Source organism: Micromonospora sp. NPDC049139, from assembly GCF_055586845.1.
Window position 1 is genome coordinate 41,264 of the sequence record NZ_JBVJHK010000021.1, and the last position, 23,428, is coordinate 64,691.

24 protein-coding genes and 1 pseudogene are annotated in these 23,428 nt (G+C 71.4%); 12 read left to right on the plus strand and 13 right to left on the minus strand.

The genetic code is table 11. The features are described from left to right. Positions 1 to 64: 64 nt before the first annotated feature. Positions 65 to 1,087 carry a heat-inducible transcriptional repressor HrcA gene (hrcA, locus tag ACZ6Q9_RS28200; protein WP_393269349.1) on the minus strand — a complete coding sequence of 341 codons (1,023 nt, stop codon included), beginning with the start codon at positions 1,085 to 1,087 and terminating at the stop codon, positions 65 to 67. A 241-nt stretch (positions 1,088 to 1,328) separates the two neighbouring features. Between hrcA and ACZ6Q9_RS28205 the strand changes: the two genes are divergently transcribed. After that, entirely contained in the window at positions 1,329 to 1,991 is a 663-nt protein-coding gene (locus tag ACZ6Q9_RS28205; RefSeq protein ID WP_396830333.1) for a DUF4870 domain-containing protein, read from the plus strand. 87 nt (positions 1,992 to 2,078) lie between these two features. Here the strand turns inward: ACZ6Q9_RS28205 and hemW are convergent, their stop codons facing one another. Continuing rightward, positions 2,079 to 3,302: a radical SAM family heme chaperone HemW gene (gene hemW / locus ACZ6Q9_RS28210; protein ID WP_393269442.1), complete on the minus strand. Its 1,224-nt coding sequence runs from the start codon at positions 3,300 to 3,302 to the stop codon at positions 2,079 to 2,081. A gap of 19 nt (positions 3,303 to 3,321) precedes the next feature. On the opposite strand from hemW, the gene ACZ6Q9_RS28215 reads away from it, so the two are divergent. From ACZ6Q9_RS28215 to ACZ6Q9_RS28225, 3 genes are all read left to right on the plus strand, one after another. Then, positions 3,322 to 4,125 (plus strand): enoyl-CoA hydratase-related protein, encoded by an 804-nt coding sequence (locus tag ACZ6Q9_RS28215; protein WP_396830334.1) that lies wholly within the window; start codon positions 3,322 to 3,324, stop codon positions 4,123 to 4,125. 236 nt (positions 4,126 to 4,361) lie between these two features. Further along, a complete protein-coding gene (locus ACZ6Q9_RS28220; protein ID WP_393269340.1) occupies positions 4,362 to 5,222 on the plus strand; it encodes a hypothetical protein in 861 nt (286 codons plus the stop codon). A 188-nt stretch (positions 5,223 to 5,410) separates the two neighbouring features. Beyond that, on the plus strand, positions 5,411 to 6,346 hold the full coding sequence (locus tag ACZ6Q9_RS28225) for a phytanoyl-CoA dioxygenase family protein (protein ID WP_350710905.1): 936 nt from the start codon (positions 5,411 to 5,413) through the stop codon (positions 6,344 to 6,346). A gap of 134 nt (positions 6,347 to 6,480) precedes the next feature. On the opposite strand, the gene ACZ6Q9_RS28230 is transcribed toward ACZ6Q9_RS28225, so the two are convergent. The 8 genes from ACZ6Q9_RS28230 to ACZ6Q9_RS28265 all read right to left on the minus strand — a co-directional run bounded on the left by ACZ6Q9_RS28230 (position 6,481) and on the right by ACZ6Q9_RS28265 (position 14,386). Then, on the minus strand, positions 6,481 to 7,122 hold the full coding sequence (locus ACZ6Q9_RS28230; protein WP_396830335.1) for an MOSC domain-containing protein: 642 nt from the start codon (positions 7,120 to 7,122) through the stop codon (positions 6,481 to 6,483). Positions 7,123 to 7,224: 102 nt separating this feature from the next. Further along, complete coding sequence (locus ACZ6Q9_RS28235) at positions 7,225 to 8,055, minus strand: carbohydrate ABC transporter permease (protein ID WP_357704552.1); 831 nt, start codon at positions 8,053 to 8,055, stop codon at positions 7,225 to 7,227. A 23-nt stretch (positions 8,056 to 8,078) separates the two neighbouring features. Beyond that, complete coding sequence (locus ACZ6Q9_RS28240; protein ID WP_393269334.1) at positions 8,079 to 9,065, minus strand: carbohydrate ABC transporter permease; 987 nt, start codon at positions 9,063 to 9,065, stop codon at positions 8,079 to 8,081. Further along, the gene (locus tag ACZ6Q9_RS28245; RefSeq protein WP_393269331.1) at positions 9,062 to 10,351 is read right to left on the minus strand and encodes a sugar ABC transporter substrate-binding protein; all 1,290 of its coding nucleotides are present in this window, start codon (positions 10,349 to 10,351) and stop codon (positions 9,062 to 9,064) included. The genes ACZ6Q9_RS28240 and ACZ6Q9_RS28245 overlap by 4 nt, the downstream gene beginning before the upstream one ends. 215 nt (positions 10,352 to 10,566) lie before the next feature. Then, positions 10,567 to 10,854: a GlsB/YeaQ/YmgE family stress response membrane protein gene (locus ACZ6Q9_RS28250; protein ID WP_091104043.1), complete on the minus strand. Its 288-nt coding sequence runs from the start codon at positions 10,852 to 10,854 to the stop codon at positions 10,567 to 10,569. Positions 10,855 to 11,174: 320 nt separating this feature from the next. After that, positions 11,175 to 11,462, minus strand: coding sequence for a GlsB/YeaQ/YmgE family stress response membrane protein (locus ACZ6Q9_RS28255; RefSeq protein WP_091104043.1), 288 nt, complete (start codon positions 11,460 to 11,462; stop codon positions 11,175 to 11,177). Positions 11,463 to 11,793: 331 nt separating this feature from the next. After that, positions 11,794 to 13,671 carry a translation elongation factor 4 gene (gene lepA, locus ACZ6Q9_RS28260; protein ID WP_393269325.1) on the minus strand — a complete coding sequence of 626 codons (1,878 nt, stop codon included), beginning with the start codon at positions 13,669 to 13,671 and terminating at the stop codon, positions 11,794 to 11,796. A 178-nt stretch (positions 13,672 to 13,849) separates the two neighbouring features. Then, on the minus strand, positions 13,850 to 14,386 hold the full coding sequence (locus tag ACZ6Q9_RS28265) for a DUF4240 domain-containing protein (RefSeq protein WP_393269322.1): 537 nt from the start codon (positions 14,384 to 14,386) through the stop codon (positions 13,850 to 13,852). A 91-nt stretch (positions 14,387 to 14,477) separates the two neighbouring features. Here ACZ6Q9_RS28265 and ACZ6Q9_RS28270 point away from each other — a divergent pair, with 91 nt between their 5' ends. Together ACZ6Q9_RS28270 and rpsT are read left to right on the plus strand one after the other, a co-directional pair. Next, positions 14,478 to 15,479 (plus strand): phosphotransferase family protein, encoded by a 1,002-nt coding sequence (locus tag ACZ6Q9_RS28270; RefSeq protein WP_393269319.1) that lies wholly within the window; start codon positions 14,478 to 14,480, stop codon positions 15,477 to 15,479. A 250-nt stretch (positions 15,480 to 15,729) separates the two neighbouring features. Beyond that, positions 15,730 to 15,996, plus strand: coding sequence for a 30S ribosomal protein S20 (gene rpsT, locus ACZ6Q9_RS28275; RefSeq protein WP_091104033.1), 267 nt, complete (start codon positions 15,730 to 15,732; stop codon positions 15,994 to 15,996). Between the two features lie 126 nt (positions 15,997 to 16,122). Here the strand turns inward: rpsT and ACZ6Q9_RS28280 are convergent, their stop codons facing one another. The 3 genes and pseudogenes from ACZ6Q9_RS28280 to ACZ6Q9_RS28290 form a co-directional block, all read right to left on the minus strand. Then, a complete protein-coding gene (locus tag ACZ6Q9_RS28280) occupies positions 16,123 to 16,563 on the minus strand; it encodes a hypothetical protein (RefSeq protein WP_393269316.1) in 441 nt (146 codons plus the stop codon). Then, entirely contained in the window at positions 16,560 to 17,540 is a 981-nt protein-coding gene (gene holA / locus ACZ6Q9_RS28285; protein WP_396830377.1) for a DNA polymerase III subunit delta, read from the minus strand. Before holA ends, ACZ6Q9_RS28280 begins: the two co-directional genes overlap by 4 nt. A gap of 123 nt (positions 17,541 to 17,663) precedes the next feature. Further along, positions 17,664 to 17,900, minus strand: a pseudogene (locus ACZ6Q9_RS28290) (hypothetical protein); the annotation flags it as partial. A 150-nt stretch (positions 17,901 to 18,050) separates the two neighbouring features. On the opposite strand from ACZ6Q9_RS28290, the gene ACZ6Q9_RS28295 reads away from it, so the two are divergent. The 6 genes from ACZ6Q9_RS28295 to ACZ6Q9_RS28320 all read left to right on the plus strand — a co-directional run bounded on the left by ACZ6Q9_RS28295 (position 18,051) and on the right by ACZ6Q9_RS28320 (position 22,723). Beyond that, positions 18,051 to 18,668, plus strand: a complete 618-nt coding sequence (locus ACZ6Q9_RS28295; RefSeq protein WP_396830337.1) for a helix-turn-helix domain-containing protein — start codon at positions 18,051 to 18,053, stop codon at positions 18,666 to 18,668. Continuing rightward, positions 18,665 to 18,829 (plus strand): hypothetical protein, encoded by a 165-nt coding sequence (locus ACZ6Q9_RS28300; RefSeq protein ID WP_396830338.1) that lies wholly within the window; start codon positions 18,665 to 18,667, stop codon positions 18,827 to 18,829. The genes ACZ6Q9_RS28295 and ACZ6Q9_RS28300 overlap by 4 nt, the downstream gene beginning before the upstream one ends. Positions 18,830 to 18,840: 11 nt before the next feature. Continuing rightward, positions 18,841 to 19,569, plus strand: a complete 729-nt coding sequence (locus ACZ6Q9_RS28305; protein ID WP_396830339.1) for a DUF2637 domain-containing protein — start codon at positions 18,841 to 18,843, stop codon at positions 19,567 to 19,569. Beyond that, positions 19,566 to 21,305 carry a helicase HerA domain-containing protein gene (locus ACZ6Q9_RS28310; protein ID WP_396830340.1) on the plus strand — a complete coding sequence of 580 codons (1,740 nt, stop codon included), beginning with the start codon at positions 19,566 to 19,568 and terminating at the stop codon, positions 21,303 to 21,305. Before ACZ6Q9_RS28305 ends, ACZ6Q9_RS28310 begins: the two co-directional genes overlap by 4 nt. Before the next feature lie 898 nt (positions 21,306 to 22,203). Continuing rightward, a complete protein-coding gene (locus tag ACZ6Q9_RS28315; RefSeq protein ID WP_396830341.1) occupies positions 22,204 to 22,395 on the plus strand; it encodes a hypothetical protein in 192 nt (63 codons plus the stop codon). Between the two features lie 124 nt (positions 22,396 to 22,519). Next, a complete protein-coding gene (locus tag ACZ6Q9_RS28320) occupies positions 22,520 to 22,723 on the plus strand; it encodes a hypothetical protein (protein WP_396830342.1) in 204 nt (67 codons plus the stop codon). Positions 22,724 to 23,428 lie beyond the last annotated feature (705 nt).

Genomic DNA, 23,428 nt, shown 5'->3' on the forward strand with positions numbered 1-23,428 from the left:
TGTCCTCATGTTCGTCTCGCGTTGCGCCGGTCGTCGGCCGGAGCCGGCCGTCGGCCCTGACTGGTCAGTTCTGGGCCAGCAGCTCGCCCACGTAGCGTGCCACGGCCCTCACCGTGGCGATGGTGCCGGGGTAGTCCATCCGGGTCGGCCCGAGCACGCCGAGCCCGCCCACGATCGTCGCGCCCGGCCCGTAGCCGGTGCTGACCACCGAGGCGGCGCGCAGGTTGTCGATCTCGTTCTCGTCGCCGATCAGCACCCGGGTCGTGCTCGGCTCCGCCTCGCCGATGAGCTTGAGCAGCACGACCTCCTCCTCCAGCGCCTCCAGGATGGGGCGCAGCGAGCCCTGGAAGTCGAGCAGGCCGCCGCGGGTGAGGTTGGCCGTGCCGGCCAGCGCGATCCGCTCCTCGTGCCGCTCGACCAGCGTCTCCAGCAGCACGGTGGAGAGGGTGGTCATGGCCGGCCGCAGGTGCGGCACCGACTCCTCGACCAGCGCCTGCACCAGCGGCGGGGTCTCGGACAGCCGGGTGCCGACCAGCTTCTCGTTGACCAGCCGGCGCAGGTCCGTGACGTCGTCGGCGGGGATCGGCCCGGGCAGCTCGACCAGCCGCTGCTCGACCCGGCCGGTGTCGGCGATCATGACCAGCATCAGCCGGGTCGTGGAGATCGGCACCAGCTCCAGGTGGCGGACGGAGGAGCGGGCCAGGCTCGGGTACTGCACCACGGCGACCTGCCGGGTCAGCTGCGCCAGCAGCCGTACGGTGCGGTGCACCACGTCGTCGAGGTCGACCGCGCCGACCAGGAAGCGCTCGATCGCGCGGCGCTCGGCCGGGCTGAGCGGCTTGACCCTGGACAGCCGGTCCACGAAGAGCCGGTAGCCGCGGTCGGTGGGCACCCGGCCGGCGCTGGTGTGCGGCTGGCGGATGTAGCCTTCCTCCTCCAGCACGGCCATGTCGTTGCGGACGGTCGCCGGGGAGACCCCGAGCTGGTGCCGCTCGACCAGCGCCTTGCTGCCGACGGGCTCCTGCGTGGCGACGTAGTCCTCGACGATCGCGCGCAGCACGGCGAGCTTGCGGTCGTCGAGACCCATCGTTCCCCACCTCCTGTCGCACGTCGGACCCCCGCGCCCCGAGGGGCGGGCGGGTTGCTGGCACTCGCTGCGGACGAGTGCCAGTCTACGTCGGCGCGCCCGCCGACGCGATGATCAACCTGGGACGGCGATCCGACCGGCGCCACCCGGCCCGTGGCGGCGGCGCCAGAGCCGATCATCCGGACATCCCGGTCGGAGTCGCCCTGGTGCGGCCTTGCCCACGGCCCCTACCGTGACGTCCATGACTGAACCACCTCGCCCTCCCGGAGCGGGGGACCCCGGCGACCGGCCGGACCCGGCCGCTCCGTCGGGGGTTCCCGGGCCGGCCGGCTCCGACGAACCCACCGCACCACTGTCCGGGGCACCGGGCCCGGGCGGCTATCCCCCGCCCGGTGGCTATCCGCCGCCCACCGGTGACCAACCGCCGTCGGGCGGCTACCCTCCGCCGGGTGGCTACCCGCCGCCCGGTGGCTATCCCCCGCCGGGCGGCTACCCCCCGCCGGGGGCCGGCTATCCGACCGGCGGCGGCTACGGCGCGCCCACCGGCGGCTACGCCAACAACGAGGACAAGAACTGGGCCCTGATCGCCCACTTCGGCGGCGCGGCCGGGGTGATCGTCGGCGGTGGCCTGCTCGGCTGGGTCGCACCGCTCATCGCGCTGATGGCCAGGGGACAACAGTCGCCGACCGTCCGGGCGCACGCCGTCGCGGCGCTGAACTTCCAGATCACCTGGGCGATCGTGGGCGTGCTGAGCTGGGTGCTCACCCTGATCACCTGCGGGATCCTGTTCTTCGTCCCGATGCTCGTCTGGCTGGTGCCGCTGATCTTCGGGATCGTCGCCGGGGTCAAGGCCAACGAGGGCGTGCTCTACCGCTACCCGATGGCCTACAGCTTCACCAGGTGAGCCGGGCCGGCCGCTCCCCCGGCCGGACCGGCCACGCGCCGCCACACGGCGTGGGCCTCTCCGGCCGCGCCGCCGCACGGCGGGGCCTCAGGGCAGCAGGTCGCGGACGACCGCGTCGGCGAGCAGCCGCCCCCGCAGGGTCAGCACGGCCCGGCCCGCCGCGTGGTCGGGGCCGGCCAGCAGGCCGTCGGCGAGCGCCCGCTCGGCGCCGGCCCGGCCCGCGTCGTCGAGGGCGTCCAGCGGCAGCCCGGAGGCGAGCCGCAGCCGGAGCATGACGTCCTCCATGTGCGCCTCGTCGGCGGTGAGCACCTCCCGGGCCAGGCCGGGCGACTCGCCGCCGGCCAGCCGCTTCGCGTACGTCGTGGGATGCTTCACGTTCCACCAGCGCACGCCGCCGACGTGGCTGTGCGCCCCCGGGCCGAGGCCCCACCAGTCGGCGCCGGTCCAGTAGAGCAGGTTGTGCCGGCACCGGGCCGCGTCGCCGCGGGCCCAGTTCGACACCTCGTACCAGGAGAAACCGGCCGCGTCGAGGGCGGCCTCCGCGGCCAGGTAGCGGTCCGCGGCGACGTCGTCGGAGGGGTACGCCAGCTCGCCGCGCCGCATCCGGGCGGCGAGCCGGGTGCCGTCCTCCACGATCAGGGCGTACGCGCTGACGTGGTCCACCCCGGCGGCGACGACCTGGTCGAGGGAGGCGGCGAAGTCGTCCTCGCTCTCCCCCGGCGTGCCGTAGATGAGGTCGAGGTTGACGTGCTCGAACCCGGCGTCGCGGGCCTCCCTGGCGGCGGCGGTGGCCCGGCCGGCGCTGTGCGTGCGGTCGAGGATCGCCAGCACCCCCGGCGCGGCGGACTGCATGCCCAGCGAGATCCGGGTGTAGCCGGCTGCCCGCAGGGCCCGCAGGGACTCCGGGGTCACCGACTCCGGGTTGGCCTCGGTGGTCACCTCGGCGTCGGGCGCGAGCCCCCAGGTGCGGTCGATGCCGTCGAGGATCCGGGCCAGGTCGTCGGCGGGAAGCAGGGTCGGGGTGCCGCCGCCGACGAAGACCGTGTCGACCCGGGGCGGCGGGGCGTCGCCCAGCACCCGGCCGGCGAGCGCCAGCTCGGCCAGCACGGTGTCGGCGTACCCCTCCCGGCTCGCCCCGCCGCCCAGCTCGGCCGCGGTGTACGTGTTGAAGTCGCAGTAGCCGCAACGGCTGGCGCAGAACGGGACGTGCACGTACACGCCGAAGCCGCGCGCGCCGACCGCGCGGGTGGCGGCGGCGGGCAGCGAGCCGTCGACGGGGACGGTTTCGCCTTCTGGAAGGACGCCGGGCATGGCCACTAGTGTGCCCGGCATGACCTCTCCCGACGTGCTCGTGCGGGCCGCCACGGCCCGTGGGGTGACCACCCTCACCCTGGACAGCCCGCACAACCGCAACGCGCTCTCCACACCGCTGATGACCCAGCTGCTGGCCGGCCTGGCCGAGGCGGTCGCCGACGAGGCCGTCCGCGTGGTCGTGCTGGACCACACCGGGCCGGTCTTCTGCTCGGGCGCGGATCTCAAGGAGACCGCCGCCGCGTACGCCAGCGGGAGCGTGCCGGCCGGGATGCTGGGTGACGTGCTCGCGGCGGTCTGGGAGTGCCCGAAGCCGGTGGTGGCGAGGGTGGCCGGCCCGGCGCGGGCCGGCGGGCTGGGCCTGATCGCGGCGGCCGACCTGGCGGTGTGCGCGCAGGAGGCGACGTTCGCCTTCACCGAGGTGCGGCTCGGGGTGATCCCGGCGGTGATCTCCGCGACCGTGCTGCCCCGGCTGCACCCCCGCGCGGCGGCCGAGCTCTACCTGACCGGGGACACCTTCGACGGCCGGCGCGCCGCGGAGATCGGCCTGGTCACCGCCGCCGTGCCGGCCGACGGGCTGGACGCCGCCGTCGCCACCTACTGCGACTCGCTGGTCCGGGGTGCGCCGGGCGCGCTGGCCGGGGCGAAGCAACTGCTGCGCCGGCCGCCCGCGACCGACCTGCGGGAGGAGATCGCCGGGCTGTCCACCCTCTCGACCGGGTACTTCCTCTCGGAGGAGGGCCGCGAGGGCGTGCTGGCGTTCCGGGAGAAGCGACCGGCCCGCTGGGTTCCCGCCGCCGAAGGGGACGCCGTCGACCGGTAGGCAGGCGGGGACGCCGTCGACCGACAGGCGGTAGGGGACGCCGTCGACCGCGTCCGTCGGGAGAGGTGAGGCCGCGCGGGAAACGGGAACATCCGGGCCCGCCCCCCCGGGGCCGTTCGGCGCTCTCGGGCGGGCGCCGCAGGCCGGTGCCAACCTCGGCGGGCCGGCCGGAACCGGTCGGACGACCCCGGCGGGCACCACGGGGGACGTACGCTTGTCGGACTGTCGAACAGGGGGTGTGGGTGCGAACTCGGGCAGTCGTGGCGGGCGGCGTCGTCCTCGTCCTCGTCGCCGTGGTCGGAATCTGGCTCGTCATCCGGCAGGTGGGTGGGCAGCTGCGCCTGCCGCTGTCCAGCCGGACGTGCACGGTGCAGGCGGACGGCCGGGTGGCCCTGGACGCCGACCAGATGGCCAACGCGGCGACGATCGCGGCGATCGGCATCCAGCGGAAGATGCCCGAGCGGGCCGTCGTGGTGGCGCTGGCCACCGCGTACCAGGAATCCGGCCTGCGCAACCTCGCCGGGGGCGACCGCGACTCCGTGGGGCTGTTCCAGCAGCGCCCGAGCCAGGGCTGGGGCAGCCCGGAGGAGATCCGCGACCCCCGGTACGCGGCGAACCGGTTCTACGCCGCGCTGAAGAAGGTGCGCGGCTGGGAGCGGATGCGGGTCACCGACGCGGCGCAGAAGGTGCAGCGCTCCGCCTTCCCAGAGGCGTACCAGAAGTGGGCGGACGAGTCGGAGGTGCTGACGCGGGCCCTGCTCGGGCACGCCACCGGCGCGGTGGCCTGCACGGTGGGCCGCGACCCGGCGATGCGCGGGGCAGCCGCGGCGACCGCGCTGACCCGCGGGCTGTCGCTGGACTGGGGCCTGGCCGCCGCCACCACCGCGGCGGACCTGACCGGCCTCACGGTCCCCGCCGCCGACGAGCGTCGGGGCTGGCGGTACGCGCACTGGCTCGTCTCCCACGCGCACGACCACGGGGTGAAGCGGGTGCGCTTCGGCGGCCTGGAGTGGACGGCCCGCGACGGCACCTGGAACCAGGTCGGTGACGACGCGGCCGGCGACCGGGTGGTCGCCGAGGTCTTCGCCGAGGCGTAGGGACTCCCATCTCCTTACCGGCAGTCACCGCACAATCCGTCATTCCCGGACATAAGCCTCGGTGACCGCTTGCGGGGCTACGGATTGTAGCGGTTCAACTCCCCACAGTTCGGGCAACGGTCGTATATCACGCGGGGTAGTACCCCGCACCGGAACCAGCGCGTTACGATCGGCGGCCTGTGCCAGCAATGGTTTTCGCCCGATGGGGAGGGGACGTCGAGGTGTTCGACTACGGCGACCGGACCGGTTACGAACCGATCAGTGACACCGACCGCAAGGAGTTCCACGAGCAGGGCTTCCTCCTGCTGCGCAACGTCCTGACGGAGGACCACCGGGCGGCGCTGGAGGCGGCGGTCGACCGCGTCTACGCCGAGGAGAAGGCCAAGGGCAACACCACCAAGGACGGCACCCTGCACCTGCTGGGCTTCCTGGAGCGGGACGAGCTCTTCGGCGACCTGCTGACCCACCCGATCGCCTTCCCGTACATGTGGGGCCTCGCCGGCTGGAACATCTACACCCACCACAACCACCTGGACGTCACCCCGCCGGCGCTGGAGCCGGAGAAGCCGTACTGGGGCTGGCACCAGGACGGGTACCGGCAGAACTCCGACCCGGAGACGATGGACCCGAACCTTCCCCGGCCGATGTTCTCCCTCAAGGTGGCCTACGTGCTCTCCGACCTGTCGGAGAACGGCCGGGGCGCCACCAAGGTGATCCCGGGCAGCCACCTGTGGAACTCGCTGCCGCGCCCGGAGGACACCTCCGTGCACAACCCGGACCCGGAGGGCACGGTGGAGATCACCGCGAACCCCGGTGACGCCTTCATCTTCGACCGCCGCCAGTGGCACTCCCGGTCGACCAACCTGTCGACCATCACGCGCAAGATGCTCTTCGTCGGCTACACCTACCGGTGGATCCGCCCGCTGGACGAGCTACACATCGACAAGGACGGCGAGTGGTGGGCCAACCGCACGCCGGTGCAGCGCCAGCTCTGCGGCGAGGGCACCCACACCGCCAACTACTGGGGCATCAACTGGGACGGCTACATCGACGACGAGATCCCGCTGCGCAAGGAGCTCAAGCAGCGCGGCCTGCTCGACCGCAGCATCCCCTGGCTCCGCTGAGCCGGTAACCCGGCTCCCGCCGAGGCGACACCGAACGGGCCCCCTCCCCCACGGGACGGGGCCCGTTCCGCGTTCCCACGCCTCCGGCACCCGTACCGCCGACGAGGCGGCAGGTCAGCCGACGAGGCGGCGGGTCAGCCGCGGCGGGCGAGGCGGCGGCGCACCTTCTCCTGGATCGGCTCGGGCAGTTCCGGCGCGTCGAGCAGCCGGGGCAGCAGGTCGGGCTCCAAATTCAACGCCCGGAACACCTCGCCGATCGTCACCCCGTGCGCGGGCCGGTCGACCACCTCGACCGGGTCACCCGGGCCGACCTCGCCCTCGCGCAGCACCCGCAGGTACGCCCCGGGCTTCGCCCGCACCGTGAACCGCTTGATCAGGTCCGGTACGCCCCAGAAGCCGGCGAAGGTGGTGCACGGCGTCCGGGGCTTGGTCACCTGGAGCAGCGCCGACCCGATCGCCCACTGCTCGCCGATCACCGCTCCGGTCACGTCGACCGCGTACGTGGTCAGGTTCTCGCCGAACCCGCCGGGACTGATGGCGCGGCCCAGCTCGGTCGCCCACCAGCCGGCGTCCTCCTCGGCGTACGCGTAGACCGCCTGGTCCGGGCCGCCGTGGTGGGCGCGCTCGCCGATGAAGTCGCCGGCCACCCCGTCGGCGCGCAACAGCACGGGGCCGTCCACCGGCCGCTTGTCGATGCCGGTGCGCCCGCTCGCGTCGCCCGCCCACTCCGCCTCGGTCACACCGCCGAGGTTCACCGCTGCCAGCCTGCCCGTCATGGCGGTCAGCCTAGCCCGCCCCGCGGACGCGCCCGGAGGGGGCAAAAGAAGGGTCCCTGGTCAACGCGGTGCGTCGACCAGGGACCCTTCCTCACGCGGGCGTCAGCCCTTGACGGCGCCGGCCACCAGGCCCGAGACCATCCGCCGCTGCACCAGCAGGAAGAAGATGATCACCGGCAGGGTGAACAGCGTGGAGGCGGCCATCACGGGGCCCCAGGCGGTGTCGTCGCGGCCGAAGAAGAACGTCATCGCGACCGGCAGGGTGTAGCTCTCCTGGTCGTTGATGAAGGTCAGGGCGAAGATCAGCTCGTTCCAGGCGGTGATGAACGAGAAGATGCTCGTCGCCACCAGGCCGGGGGCCACCAGCGGGAAGAGGACCTTCCGGAAGGTCTGCGCCCGGCTCGCCCCGTCGATGGCGGCGGCCTCCTCCAGCTCCTTCGGCACGGCGGCGACGAAGCCCCGCAGCATCCAGACCGCGAACGGCAGCGAGAAGCCGAGGTAGGTGAGGATCAGGCTGGGCAGGGTGTTGTAGAGCCCCAGCCGCTGGATCATCAGGAACAGCGGGATGACCAGCGCCTCCAGCGGGATCATCTGCACCACCAGCAGCATGATCAGGAAGGTGGTCCGCAGCTTGAACCGGAACCGGGCCACGGCGGTCGCGGCGAGCAGCGCGACCAGGCCGCTGAGCAGCACCGTGGAGACCGCGACCAGCGCGCTGTTGAGGAAGAAGTCGGCGAAGGTCACGCCCGGGATCAGGTTGCCGGTGAGGATCTGCCGGTAGTGCTCCAGCGTCGGCTCGGACGGCACCGGCCGGGGCGTGGACGAGAAGATCTCCGAACTCGGCTTCAGCGAGGTGGCGATCATCCAGTAGACCGGGAACGCGGCGAAGAGCGCGACCAGCAGCCCCGCGCCGTTGAGGGCGATCCTCTTCACGCCTGCACCGCCTCCGCGTCGCGTCACGCGTCCTCCTCCTGCTTGAGCACCATGCGGACGTAGAGGCCGGTCACCACCAGCAGGATCAGGGTGAGGATCACCGCGATCGCCGCGCCGAGGCCGTACTTGGGCGGGGGCGAGAACGCCTCCGCGTACGAGTAGATGGAGAGCATGAACGTCGGCCGGTCCTGCGTGCCGCCGGCCAGCACGAACTGCTGGGTGAAGACCTTGAAGTCCCAGATGGTGGAGAGCACGATCAGGATCCCGAACACCGGCCGCAGCAGCGGGAAGGTGATCTTCCAGAACACCCTCCACGGCCCGGCGCCGTCGACCCGCGCCGCCTCGTGCAGCTCGCTCGGCACGCTCTTCAGCCCGGCCAGCACGCTGACCGCGATGAACGGGAACGAGTGCCAGACCACCACCAGGGTCAGGATCGAGAAGAACAACAGGGGCGAGTTGAACCAGCCGTACCCGGTCCAGTCGCTGCGCCCGAAGAGGCTCTGCGAAAGCCCGTCGGGCAGCGCGTTGAACAGCCAGGTGACCAGGCCACTGGTGTCGTCGAAGATCCACTTCCAGACGATCGTGCCGGTCAGCGCCGGGGTGGCCCAGGCGAGCATCACGCAACTGGCGACGAAGGTGGCCATCCGCTTGCCGAGCCGGTTGAGCAGCAGCCCGACCAGGGTGCCCAGGATCATGGTGAGCACGACGTTGGCGGCGGCGAAGAGGACGGTGTTGCGCAGCACCGTCAGGAAGAACGGGTCGCCGAGGATCTCGGCGTAGTTGCCGAACCCCACCCACGGCCACTCGCGGTCACCGCGTAGCTGGCGGACGTTGTTGAGCTGGTGGAAGGACATCACCACCACCTGGCCGAGCGGCCAGAGCAGCAGCACGCCGATGATCACCAGGCAGGGCAGGAGCAGCAGGTAGGGCAGGCGGTCCACCCGGCGGCGCCGCCGCGCGGGGGTCTCCCGCGCGGCGGCCGCCTCCGGCGCCTCGGTCAGCGTGGTCACTTGGCGTTGAGGATGCTTTCCATCTCCGCGGCCGCGTCGGCGGTAGCCTTCTCGACCGTCTTCTGACCCTTCATGACCGAGCTGTTCATCGCCTGGGTCACCGTCTTGGTGCGGCTGACCTCCACCCACTTCGGGGTGAGCGGCGTGAGCTTGGTGTTCTGCATCGTGGTGGCGAACGCCGCCATGATCTTGTCGCTGGCGTACTTGTCGCCACCGACCAGGTCCTTGTAGACCGGGAAGAAGCCGAGGCTGTCGGCGAAGGCCTGGTCGTTCTTCTTGCTCAGCAGCACGGTCAGGTAGTCCCACGCGAGGCTCTGCCGCTCGCTGTCCTTCCAGATCGCGATGTCGGAGCCGCCGGCGAAGCCGGGCGCGGCCTTGCCGTCCGGGCCGGGGATCGGGAACGTGCCCCAGACCTTCTCGATCTCCGGGTTGTCCTTCTTGATGGCGCCCTGCTGCCAGCTGCCGCCGAAGGCCATCGCCGCGTTGCCGGTGGCGAACTGGGTCCGGGCGTCGATCTCGTTCCAGCCCGCGGCGGCCGGCGGCGCCACCTTGTGCACCGTCACCAGGTCGGTCCAGAACTTGACGGCCTTCTGCGCCTCCGGCGTGGTGTAGCCGGACTTCCAGGTGTCGCCCTGCTGGGTGGCGATCTCGGCGCCCGCGCCCCAGAGGAACGAGTAGAACGGCAGCTCGGAGTTGCCCGGCAGGGCGATGCCGTACTTGCCCGGCTTCTTGGCCTGCACGGCCTTGGCGGCGGCCACCAGCTCGTCCCAGTTCGTCGGCGGCTTCACGCCCGCCTCGGCGAACCAGTCGGTGCGGTAGTACATCGCCCGGACGCCGGCGTACCACGGCACGCCGTACTGCTTGCCGTCGAGCTGCGCGTTCTTCACCAGGTCGGGGAGGATGTCCTTGCCCTCGGCCCAGCCGTTCATCTTGTCGGTGACGTCGGCCAGCGCCTCCTGCGCCGCCCAGCCCTGGGTCTCGGTGTTGCCCAGCTCGGTGACGTCCGGCCCCTCACCGCCGGCGAGGGCGGCCTGGAACTTCTTCGGCGCCTCGAGCCAGGGGATGTACTGGACCACGACGTCGGTGTCCGGGTGCTTCTGCCGGAACTCGGCCTCGACACCGTCGAGGAACTTGGTCTGGGCCTCGCTTCCCTCGCCCATCATCCAGACCGTCAGCTTGCTGTTGTCTGCGGCCTTCTCGTCATCGGAGCCACCGCAGCCGGCCAGCACCATCGCGGCCGAGGCCACGACGGCGGTGACCGGGGCCAGCCGCTTCCACCTGTTCACGCCATATCTCCCTCGCGCCACTTGGCACTAACCTTCTCCGCCGCACCTTAGTAGGAAAAAATCCTTTACGACAGTGGGCGGTTCGGCGGAAGAGAGGCGACGGTACCGCAGGGCAGGATCCTGCGGGGGTCGGCACCGGGGCGAATCCGGTCGTACCCACGCGAACGGGCGCCCGACCTGCCGGTCGGACGCCCGTCGAGTTCAGGCTGTGATTGTTACCGGTGGGTGACGCTGCGGCGACGGCCCACGCCGGCGACCAGCGCCACGGCGATGGCGGCCAGCACGACCTGGACCAGCAGCTCCCCCCAGTCGATACCGGCGGTCTCGGTGGCGATGCCCATCGCCCGAGCCAGGACGGTGCCCAGCAGCGCGGCGCCGACACCGATCAGCATGTGCAGCCACATCGGCATGTTCTGGCGGCCCGGCACGAGCAGGCGACCCAGAGCGCCGACGATCAGACCAACGATGAGCGCAGTGATGATGCCCCAAACGGTGAGCTCCACGTCGCCCTCCTTCGGATGAAAGAAATGAGTTCCACGATCTGTGGTGTTCCTGTCGTGACCGATAGGTTCCCTGCCCGCCACAGCCCCAAACCGGCTTTTCCGGGACACCGGGTGGCCCGCTCGCCCAGACGGGACGCCGACCGCGAAAAAGGGCCGGGCGGCGTCCCACCCCGGAATGCGGAGTCCGGACACGCTCACGCGGGCCGCGCCCCCGCCGGTCGGCCCGCCCGGGGGCGTCCGGGAGGCCGACCGGACCGTCGGCGGACGCGAAACGGGCGCCCGACCCGGTGGTCGGACGCCCGTCGAACGCGGTGCGGGGGTTACCGGTGGGTGACGCTGCGGCGACGGCCCACGCCGGCGACCAGCGCCACGGCGATGGCGGCCAGCACGACCTGGACCAGCAGCTCCCCCCAGTCGATACCGGCGGTCTCGGTGGCGATGCCCATCGCCCGAGCCAGGACGGTGCCCAGCAGCGCGGCGCCGACACCGATCAGCATGTGCAGCCACATCGGCATGTTCTGGCGGCCCGGCACGAGCAGGCGACCCAGAGCGCCGACGATCAGACCAACGATGAGCGCAGTGATGATGCCCCAAACGGTGAGCTCCACGTCGCCCTCCTTCTGCGAATAATCAATTCCACGGTCTGTGGTGTTCCTGTCGTGACCGCAATGTGCCCGAGTCGTGGAAAAGCCAAACCGGTTCGCACCCGGACAGGCGGCGTCGGCCGTCAATGGCGCGCCGCGGCGAATACCGCCGCGGAACCGTCCGCGCAGGTGGCGGCCCGTCCCGTCGCGGGCCGGCCCGTCCTCGGGGCGGGCCGCAGAAATTCTTCGGACGCGAACGGCCGACGCCCCGGCCCGGGCGGGACCACCGAGGTCCGCTGCCCGGCCGGGGCGCCGGCCGTCGTACGTCGTCATCCGCCGGCGGGCCGGCGGCGTGTCACTTCTTGCCGGGGGCCTTGCCGTCCCCGGAGTCGGACGAGAGCGCGGCGATGAAGGCCTCCTGGGGGACCTCCACGCGGCCCACCATCTTCATCCGCTTCTTGCCCTCCTTCTGCTTCTCCAGCAGCTTGCGCTTGCGGCTGATGTCACCGCCGTAGCACTTGGCGAGCACGTCCTTGCGGATCGCGCGGATGGTCTCCCGGGCGATCACGCGGCTGCCGATGGCCGCCTGGATCGGCACCTCGAACTGCTGGCGCGGGATCAGGTTGCGCAGCTTCGCCGCGATGGTGACCCCGTAGTTGTACGCCTTGTCCTTGTGCACGATCGCGCTGAACGCGTCCACCGGCTCGCCGTGCAGCAGGATGTCGACCTTGACCAGGTCGGACGACTGCTCGCCCGAGGGCTCGTAGTCCAGCGAGGCGTAGCCCTTGGTGCGGCTCTTCAACTGGTCGAAGAAGTCGAAGATGATCTCCGCGAGGGGCAGCGTGTAGCGCAGCTCCACCCGGTCGGCGGAGAGGTAGTCCATGCCGAGCAGGCTCCCCCGGCGGCCCTGGCAGAGCTCCATCACCGCGCCGACGTAGTCGTTCGGGGTGAGCACGGTGGCGCGCACGACCGGCTCGTACACCTCGGCGATCTTGCCCGTGGGGTACTCGCTCGGGTTCGTCACGACGATCTCCTGGCCGTCCTCCGTGATGGCCCGGTAGACCACGTTCGGCGCGGTCGAGATCAGGTCGAGGTTGTACTCGCGCTCCAGCCGCTCCCGGATGATCTCCAGGTGCAGCAGGCCGAGGAAGCCGCAGCGGAAGCCGAAGCCGAGCGCACCCGACGTCTCCGGCTCGTAGTCGAGCGCGGCGTCGTTGAGCTTGAGCTTGTCGAGCGCCTCGCGCAGGTTGGGGTAGTCGGAGCCGTCGATCGGGTAGAGGCCCGAGTAGACCATCGGCTTGGGGTCCTTGTAGCCGCCCAGGGCCTCGGTGGCCGGCCGGGAGTTGATGGTGACCGTGTCACCCACCCGGGATTGGCGGACGTCCTTCACGCCGGTGATCAGGTAACCCACCTCGCCGACGCCGAGCGCGTCGGCCTTCACCATCTCCGGCGAGATGACGCCGATCTCCAGCAGCTCATGCACGGCGGCGGTGGACATCATCTTGATCCGGTCGCGCGCGCTGATCCGCCCGTCGATGACCCGGACGTAGGTGACCACGCCCCGGTAGACGTCGTAGACCGAGTCGAAGATCATCGCGCGGGCGGGCGCCTCGGCGTCGCCGACCGGGGGCTTGAACTGCCGGACGATCTCGTCGAGCAGGTACGGCACGCCCTCGCCGGTCTTGCCGGAGACCCTGATGCAGTCCGCCGGGTCGCCGCCGATCAGGCGCGCCAGCTCCTCGGCGTACTTCTCCGGCTGGGCGGCCGGCAGGTCGATCTTGTTGAGCACCGGGATGATGTGCAGGTCGTTCTCGAGCGCCAGGTAGAGGTTCGCCAGGGTCTGCGCCTCGATGCCCTGGGCGGCGTCGACCAGCAGGATCGCGCCCTCGCAGGCGGCCAGCGACCGGGAAACCTCGTAGGTGAAGTCGACGTGGCCCGGAGTGTCGATCATGTTGAGCACGGCGGTCTCGCCGGCCCGGTCGCCCTCCCGGACGGTCCAGGGCATCCGGACGGCCTGGCTCTTGATCGTGATGCCGCGCTCGCGCTCGATGTCCATCCGGTCGAGGTACTGCGCACGCATCTGCCGGGGGTCGACCACGCCGGTGAGCTGCAGCATCCGGTCGGCCAGGGTCGACTTCCCGTGGTCGATGTGGGCGATGATGCAGAAGTTCCTGATGCGCGCCGGGTCGGTGGCACCAGGAGCGTTCGCGCCGGAATCGAGCGTCGGTGGCACAGCGGTCCGTTCTGGTCGGCTGACGTGAGCGGGCCGGCGCGACGCCGGCCCCCTCTATGCTCCCACGTCGCCGCCGCGCGCCCGCTGCGCGGGCGATCCCCGCCGCCGAGGATCACCCGCGGACCCCACGCCGGGCACGCCGGCGCACGGCGTCACCGCGCCGAGGCCCCGGCCGGCGTCACTCGGCGGGCGGCTCGACGAAGAGGGCGGCGAGCCGGGGCAACCGCCGCCTGGCCTCCTCCTCGTCGTCGAAGTCCCAGAAGTCGTTGAGGTCCGGCACCGGCGCCGGCTCCCGGTCCGCCGGCAGCTCGGTGGCGGTGGCCCTGCGGTAGGCGTCCCACGGCACCGCCAGCATCCCCTCTGCCGAGAACTCCTCGCCGCTGAGCGACGCCGCCCGCACCTGCGGCAGCCCGGCCAGCGAGTCCGGGTCGCCGACGGCGCGGGCGAAGACCTCGCGCCCCTGGGTCATCAGCCAGCCCCGGAAGTGGTGGAAGCCCTCGTCGGACACCCCGCCGTTGATCAGGTAGGCCGCACCCCAGAGGTCGGCCTTGTGCGAGGCCGACAGCACCCGGGCCTGGTGGCGGGCGTACCCGACGATGTCGTCCGGGTCGCGCTCGGCGAGCAGGGCGACGGCCCGCGCGGCGACCGCGTGCGGCTCTCCCCCGCCGCCCGCCCGGGCCCGGTCGATCAACTGCCAGAAGTCGTCGGTCCTCATGGCCTGGCAGTCTGGCAGACCGCGCCGCCCGTCCCGCCGCAGCGGGAACACCCCGACGGGTCGCGGCCCGCGTCACGGTTCACCGTGCCTCGTGCAGCATGGTGGCGTGCCCCCGACGTTCCCGCCCCCGGTGCCGTACCACGCCACCGCCCGCCGACCGGCGTGGGAGACGCTGCCCGCGGCCCTGCGCACCGCGATCGCCGTCCGGATCGGCGCCCCGGTGGTCGCCGCCCGCGTGGCCGGCGCCGGCTTCACCCGGGGCTTCGCCGCCGTCCTCACCACCGCCGCCGGGGACCGGGCCTTCGTCAAGGCCGCGTCCGCCGCCGAGCAACCGCGCCTGGTCGACTGGTACGCCCGGGAGGCCGCGATCCTCGACCGGCTCCCGGACGGCCTGCCGGCTCCCCGCCCCCGCTGGACGCTGTACGAGGCCGGCTGGTTCGCGCTCTGCCTGGACGCCGTCGACGGCCACACGCCCCGGCTGCCCTGGGAGCCGGCCGAGCTGACCGCCACCCTCGCCGGGTACGCCGAGGTCGCCGCCGCGCTGGCCGCGCCCCCGGCCCCGCTGGCGGCGCTCGGGCTGCCCCACCTCGCCGACCTGGCCCGCGAGGACATCCTCTGGTGGGGCGAGGTGGCCGCCGGCCGGGAGCCGTCGCCGCCGCTGCCCGAGCGGGTGCGCGACCGCCTGCCCGACCTGGTCGCGCTGGAGTCCCGCCTCCCCGGGTACGCCGCCGGGGCGAGTGGCCTGATCCACGGCGACCTCCGGCTGGACAACGTGCTGATCGACGGGACCGGCCGGGCCTGGCTCTGCGACTGGACCTGGCTCTGCCACGGTCCGGCCTGGTTCGACCTGGCCAGCCTGCTCCTCACCGCGTACGCCGGCGGCCTGGACGCCGACGCGCTCTTCGCCCGGCATCCGGCGGCGGCGGGCGCGCCCCCGGACGCGCTGGACGTCACGCTGGCCGCCCTGTCCGGCTACTTTCTCACCACGGCCGCCTCGGCGCCCGCGACGGCGTCGCCGCACCTGCCGGCGCACCAGCGGTGGAGCGGCGAGCAGTCACTCGCCTGGCTCGCCCGCCGGCAGGGCTGGGCCTGACCCCCTGTGCCCCCGGCCGGCACCGGGGCCTCTCCGCACGCGCCGGCCGACTCCCCGCCCTGGTGGGGCGTGCCCGACCGGCCCGTGCCCGACCGGCCCGTGCCCGACCGGGCACGCCCCACCAGGGCCTGGGCGGAGCCGTTTTGGCTCGTCCCGGGCGACCTGGTAACCTGGCTTTTCGCGCAGCGATGACGCATGCTCGTCGCGCGCAGAAGCAGACCAACCCGAGCTATCAAGACGAGGCTGTCGCGTGGCGAACATCAAGTCCCAGATCAAGCGCAACCGGCAGAACGAGAAGCGCCGGCTGCGTAACAAGTCGGTCAAGTCGTCGCTGAAGACCGCCGTCCGGAAGTTCCACGAGGCTGCGGAGGCTGGTGACGTCGAGAAGGCCACCATCCTCATGCGCGACGCCTCGCGCAAGCTGGACAAGGCAGTCAGCAAGGGCGTGATCCACTCGAACCAGGCCGCGAACCGCAAGTCCGCGATCGCCAAGCGCGTGGTGTCGCTCTCCGCCTGACGCGGCGACCTCAGACCTGACCGGAAGCCCCGGGCACTCCCCGGGGCTTCCGGCTGTCTGCCCCTTCTGCGTTCCGCACCACCACCCGGCCGGGAGAACCCGGCCGGGCTTCCGGCATGCCGAGGATCACGGCCGAGCGGACCGACCGGGCTCCGTCCCGTCACCGGCCGCCCGCGCCACCGGCTCGGCCGTGACGACCACGCCGGGCACGCTGTGCGTGATCCAGTCGACCCTGGCCCGCCCGACCACGGGCTGCATCTGCTGGCGGAAGCGGTCCCGCTCCTGCTCCGGCACGAGGGCCGCGGAGCGGACCACCCTGGCGGCCACCATGTCGTTGAGCTTCACCATCACCGCCACCGTCGCGGGCAGGATCAGCACCGCCCACCAGGTGACCAGCTCGGCGAGGGCGAGCAGCGCGGCGAGCGCGACGGCGCCCTCGAAGAAGAGGAAGCAGAGCACCCCGCCGGGGTTGACGACGCGCAGCCCGAGGACCCGGGCGTAGAGCGGCCGGTAGCGTTCCTCGTCGGCGGGGATCGTGGCCCACGAGCCGCGGAGGGCTCCGCTCACCGGGCGCCACCCTGCCGGGCGGCCGCGACCGAGAAGACGGCCCGCTCCAGCGCGTACGCCCGGTCGTCCGCCCCGCCCTTGACGGCCGCGTTGCACTCGGCGGCGGCCCGCATCGCCTCGACCAGGCCCTCGGGCGTCCATCCGCGCCCCTGGCGCTGCGCCCGCTCGATCTTCCACGCCGGCATGCCCAGGCTGCTCGCCAACTGGTAGGGGCTGCCCCGACCGGCGGACGCCACCCGGGCCACGGTGCGTACGCCGTCGGCGATCGCGTCGGCGATCGGCACGGGGTCGACCCCGACGTGCAGCGCCCAGCGCAGCGCCTCCAGGGCGGCCGGCACGTCGCCGACCATGGTGGCGTCGGCGACCGTGAAGCCGCTCACCTCGACCCGACCCCGGTAGTAGCGGGCGACCGTGTCGGCGCCGATCCGGCCGTCGGTGTCGGCCATCAGCTGGGAACAGGCGGCGGCCAGCTCGCGCAGGTCGTTGCCGACCGCCGCGATGAGCGCCTCGGCGGCGTCGTCGGTGCACTTCCCGCCGGCGCGGCGAATCTCGTCGCGGACGAACGCCACCCGGTCGCGGTGCCCCTTGAGCTTGGCCGCCGGCACGACCGTCGCGCCGGCCGCCTTCAGCCCGTCGGCGAACGCCTTGCCCTTGGCCCCGCCGAGGTGCAGCACGACGAGCTGCACCTCGGGGTCGGGGTTCTTCGCGTACGCCAGCAGGGCCGCCACCAGGTCCTTGCGGGCGTCCTGGCCGGCGCGGAGCACCAGCACCCGCCGCCCGCCGAAGAGGGAGGGGCTGAGCATCTCGGCGATCTCGCCGACGGTCAGGGCGCCGGCCTGGTACTCGCGGACGTCCACGTCGGGGTCGACACCGCGGGCCCGGGCGACGGCTTCGGTGACCGCGCGCGTGGCGAGCAGCTCCTCGTCGCCGAGGACGAGCAGAATGGGAGCGAGGCTGGCGGCGGTCACGCCGCCCATATTCGCACGGCCGGCGGCCCGATCCAGCCTGCTCATCGGCACTGTGACGGCAGAGCCCGCACTCAGTGCAAATCCAGACATTTATCTCAATACGTTGCCAAAGCCGAGAATCGACATCGACTCCTAGGGCTGCCGGCCCGGTGGGGTGCCGCGCGTCACGACCGCGAGGCCCGACCGGCCGAGCACCGCCGCCACGTCCCCGTCGGTGTCGGTACGCAGCACCCGCGCCCCGGCCCGGGCCAGCCGCCCCAGCACCGCCGGGTGCGGATGCCCGTACGTGTTGCCGGCCCCGACCGGCACCAGGGCGACCGCCGGGCGGACCGCGTCCAGGAAGGCCGGATCCTGGTAGGCGGACGCATGAGCGCGGCGGGTACCGACATAAAGCGAGCCCGGCAGGTGCGCCAACACCTGTGATCCGGGCTCTTGACGGACACCGGAGGTCCGCCCGCTGTGAGTGTAGAAGCTGTCTCCTGGGCGCTGAACGACGCGCCCGACGTACCCCCTCAGTGCATGACCGTTCTGATCGGTCTCGCCAACCACGCCCACGCCAACGGCCGAGCCGCGTACCCGTCTCAGGAACGGCTCGCCCACTACGCCCGCAAGTCGGTCCGCTCGGTGCAGCGGGACCTGAGCGAGCTTGCCCGGCTCGGCATCATCCGCCGTGGCGATCAGCGGCACGTCGCCTACATCCCCGTTGACCGTCGCCCCGTTGTCTGGGATCTCGCGATGGAGCGTCGGCGCACCGTGCCTACCTCGCTCGACCCGTTCGCCGAGCCGCAGTCTGGTCGACCGGCCGAGGTGTCCGAGCCTGTGGAAAACCGGGGCGACGCACACGTCATCCCGGTCCAGCGGGGCGACGTACACGACCGACCGGGGCGACGTACACGACCGAGCGGCACGACGCAGGCGTCGTACAAACCGTCCTTGAACCATCAAGAACCGTCCTACCGCGCAAGCGCGGGAGAGTCCTCTCGGAAGATCAACGGCAAGAGGACCTTCACCCCTCGCGCTCTCACCGGTGCTGCCCTGCCCGTTCAGCGGGACGTGGAGCAGTGCCCGAGGCATCGGGGTAGCTCGGCTACCAACTGCGGCCCGTGCCGTTCCGAGGCGCTGGCGGGTGGCCGATGAACACCACTGCCTACGCGCTCGCCCTGGTCCTGATCGGCGGACCGCTCGCCATGCTCGCCCCGTTCGTGATCGCTCGCCGGGTAGCTGAGCGGCACGCCGAGCAGGTCGCCGACGACATCGCCCACCTCTCGGACGTCCCCAACGTCCCCGCCCGCTTCTGAGGAGCCTCGCCGTGTCCCGTACTGCCATCACCTCTCGGCTCACCACCGGCCTGGTTGCCCTGGTCGCCGGCTACGCATCGTTCTCCCACATCTACAAGGTCGCCCGGCAGGCTGGCGAGCACGTCTCGGTTGCGTCGGTGCTCCCGCTGTCCATCGACGGTCTGATCCTGGTTGGCACGCTGGCGATGCTCGACGACAAGCGCAGCGGCCGGAAGCCTCGCCTGTCCGCTCGGCTGGCTGTCGCGTTCGGCATCGTCGCCACGCTGGCTGCCAACATCGCATCGGCTCAGCCGACGTGGACTGCCCGAGCGGTTGCCGCCGTTCCGCCGATCGCCTTCCTGCTCGCCGTCGAGGTGCTGTCTCGCCGAGGCAAGCTGATCCGGCCTGAGCCGGTCGACCAGGTCGAGCCGGTCAAGGTAGCCGAGCCGGTCGCCGTCGAGCCTGAGCCGATCCGTGAGCCGGTCGCCGTCGAGCCGGTCAACGCTCAGCCGGTCAAGCGGACCAGTGAGCCGAGCCGCAAGCCTGTCCCCCGTTCGCTCACGTCGGCTGACCGGATCATGTCGGCTCACCTCGCCGAGCCCGAGGCGACGCATGCCCGGATCGCTGAGCTTGCCGGGGTCTCGCTGGCGACGGTGAAGCGTTACCGGCCTACCCGCTCGGCTGGCTCGCCGTCCCCGGCGCAGCCTGCGGAACCTGCCGTCAACGGTCGCACCCCTGAGCTTGCCGGGGTGGCGGCGTGACTGAGCTTGAGCGTGCGATCCGCCGGCTACGGCGCAAGCACACCGTGTCGCGGGTGGCCTACCGGTACGTCTCCGGTAGGCCGCTCAGCGGCAAGACCGGCTACCCGTACCTGAGCCGGGGTGCTGGTCGGCTCACCGGCTGGCAGCGTCAGGTGATCCGGCTCGGTGCGCCGGCTGCGGCTGTGCTGGCAGCGGCTCACCCTGAGCAGGTCGGCTCACTGGCTGGCTCGGCTGCGCTGGTCGTGAGCTACCGGCTCAGGCGCAAGCTGACCATGCGCCGGTTCAGCCGCGAGTACATCGCGCCGACGCTGGCTGCGCTCACGCCCGCTCTCGGCATGCAGAGCGGCGTACGCTTGCACGTTGACCCGTCGTTGGGCAACCTCACCCCTCGGCTTGCCAAGCCTCTGTCGCCGGCTGAGATGGCCGTGCGTGCCTGGTACGGCGAGCGGGTAGAGCCGGTCATCCGGTGGCTGCCTGAGCGTGCTCAACGGGCAGCCTGGTCGGTGCAGCGCGTCGCCCAGCCGATCAGCTCTCGACTGGCTGTGTTCCGCCGGCCGGTCGACGGCGACCAGGGTCCGCGTATCGAGCTGGTCGCCGACACCCCGTACCTGACCAGGGAACAGCGGCAGTTGGTCTCTTCGATCATCGGCAGCAAGATCCCGGTTGCTGACCTGGTCGAGACCTGGCACCAGGTTGGCCCGCGTGTGCGGGCAACGTGGACGGTCCGCAAGCGTCCCCCTGCCCGGGTCGGTGTCGACCAGGTGGCCGCGCACCTGCCCCGGCTGGCTGAGTGGGAGTTCTACATCGGGCAGGGTGCAGGCGACCAGCCGGTGACCCTGTCGCTGCGGGACGACTCCCCGCACATCGCCGTGTCTGCCGGTACGGGTGCGGGCAAGAGCGTGCTTGCCGAGCTGGTCGCCGTGCAGGTGCTCGCCCGGGGTGGGCGGGTGGTCATCCTCGACCGGAAGGGCTCGCACCGTTGGGCTCTCGGTCTCGATGGGGTGGACTACTGCACCAAGCCGGCGCAGATGCATGACGCGCTGGTCAGGCTGGCTGCGCTCGCCGATGAGCGGAACACTCTCGCCCTGCACGAGCCGGAAGACTGGGACTGCGGTCCCCGCGTGCTGGTCATCGCCGAGGAGCTGAAGGCCACCATCGGGCAACTGGTCAACTTCTGGGCCGAGGTGCGCGGCAAGGGCGATCCCAAGCGATCCCCTGCCGTGTCCGGTCTGGCTGACCTGCTCTTCATGGGCCGCAGCGCCAAGGTCAACGTGCTGGCCATCGCGCAGATGCTGACCGCACGGGCGATCGGCGGACCCGAGGCACGCGAGAACTTCGGCATCCGGTGCCTCGCCCGGTACACCGCCAACAACTGGAAGATGCTGGTTCCCGAGGCAGCCATGCCCCGGGCATCCCGCACCCTCGGCCGGTGGCAGGTGGTCATCGGCGGACAGGCCACCGAGGTACAGGTGGCGTACCTGTCTGCGAGCGAGGCTCGGCAGCTTGCATGTCCCCGGTCCTCGGAGACATCGCAGGTCAGCGGCCCATCAAGCCCTGCCGGGGACTTCCTGACGCTGCGCGAGGCTGTCGACTGCGGCGTGATCCCGTGGAAGTTGGACGCAGCCAAGAAGCGCCTACAGCGCAAGGTGGGCAAGGTGCCTACGCCGAGGGGCAAGAGCGGGAACGCCGACCTGTACGCCCGCGCCGAGCTGCTCGCGTGGGTGGGCAGCGAGTAGCCCGACGTTGCCGGCTGCCCGTCGCCCTGGTCCTCGGGGTGGCGGGCAGCTTCCTTGCGTGAGCCCGGTCATACATGCGCAACAAACGCCGGTCTGCTGGCGATATATCTACGTGAGGGTTCCTCGCCGAGCCCTCGGGCTGGCCGGTCCCGTGAGCCCGGTCACGAGTCCCGGTAAAACTCCAAGATCATCCCGAATTACTAGTAGAGGGTTCGCACCGAGCAACCCGCCCGGCCACCTCGCCGCGAGACTGGCTCGCGTGAGCCCGGTCACGACTGTGCATGAAACGCCGGTCTGAGCCCGTCTTAACTACGTGAGGGTTTCCCGCCGAGCAGGTCGACCAGGTGAGCCCGGTCATACATGCGCAACAAACGCCGGTCTGCTGGCGACTCTTACGTAGAAGGTTGCTCGCGGAGCAGGTCGACCAGGTGAGCCCGGTCACAAGTCCCGACAGAACGCCGGTCTGCTGGCGATATCTACATGTGAGGGTTGCTCGCCCGAGCACCCGTCGAGCCGGCTGCCGTGAGCCCGGTCACGACTGCTCACATAACGCCGGTCTGAGCCCGACTTACCTGTAGAGGGTTCGTCACCGACGCCGGCTCGACCGGCTCGACGTGTGCCCGGTCACGATGGCCGACGAGACGCCAAGATCAACCCGTCTTACTTGTAGAGGGTTCATCGCCAGCCACCCGCTCGACCAGCCCGCCGGGTGTGATCCTGTGAGCCCGGACACAAGTCCCGGTAAAACGCCGGCCTGCTGGCGATATCTACATGTGAGGGTTGCTCACCGAGCACCCGCCAGCACCACACGCACGCCGTGTCCCACCAGGGATGCGGCGTTTTTTCATGGCCCGACACAGAGAAGAAGAACCCCCCGCCCACCAAGGAGGTATTCACCGTGGAACACACCATCGACGGCGTCGCATACGTCGAGCCGGCCGAGGCGGCACGTCGGCTCGGGCTGAGCCTGCGGACCCTCGCCAACCAGCGGCACGAGGACCGCTCCCGCATGCGGTACATCAAGCTTGCCGGTCGCGTGCTGTACCCCGTGACCGAGGTCGAGCGGTACGCCCGAGAGCTTGGCCGTTGAGCGAGGAGCTGCGGCGCATCGCCGAACGGATCGCCAGCGAGGCACCACCCCTCACCCCCGAGCAGCGAGCCCGGCTGCGTGGCTTGCTCAGCGGCGAGTGACAGATGAACACCACGACCAGGAGGTGACTGAAGTGAAGCGAAGGAAGCAGCGGCAGGCAGGGTCGAGCGGACCCGTGGCGGCTGTCTCGCTCTGGCAGCTTGCCGCCGATGCAGGGCTCAGCATCGAGCAGGCATCCCACGACATGGCGGCGCTGATCGAGGCTGGCTGGATCAAGCCTGTCGGCATCAACCGCTGGGCGATCACGCCACCGAAGCGGGTGACCTGATGGGCGGCAAGTTCGACGTGCTCGGCACGATGCGAGCCGTCCGAGAGGATGACTGCCTGACTGCCTCTCAGAAGGCGTTGCTTGTGTTCGCTGCCCTCCGGGCCAACAACAGCGACGGCAAGGTGAGAGCGAGTCTGGAGATGATCGCCGAGGATGCCGGGCTGTCCCGACGGACGGCTGAGCGGGCTCTCGCCGAGGACCAGGCCGAGGCACTGAAGTACTTCAACCGGGTCGAGCGCAGCCGGCGACGGGTCGATCTCTGGTTCAACATGGACCCGAGTGCGACACCATGTCGTACTCGCGAGAGCGACAGAGAGTCGGACTCGCCCGGCCTGATCTCCCCGAGTGCGACACAGAGTCGTACTCGCAAGCCTCGCCGGCAGCCCCCTCCCGAGCCGAGTGCGACACCATGTCCGCCGAGTGCGACACCATGTAGTACTGAGTGCGACACAGAGTCGCACCATCTACCTCCATCTACCACTACATCTACAACTACAGAGATCCCCTCTCTCGGGATCTTCACCAGGCCAAGCGAGGTTGCCGAGCCTGTCCCCTCAGTCTGGGACGACGTCGAGCCGTTGACGCCGGCTACGCCGGCCAAGCCGGTCAAGGTCGAGACCAAGCCGACCGAGGATGTCTGGGCTCTGGTACTCGCCGAGAGGCAGTAGCCCTGCGGCGCTGTGCGCTACGCGCGCCGTGCCACGG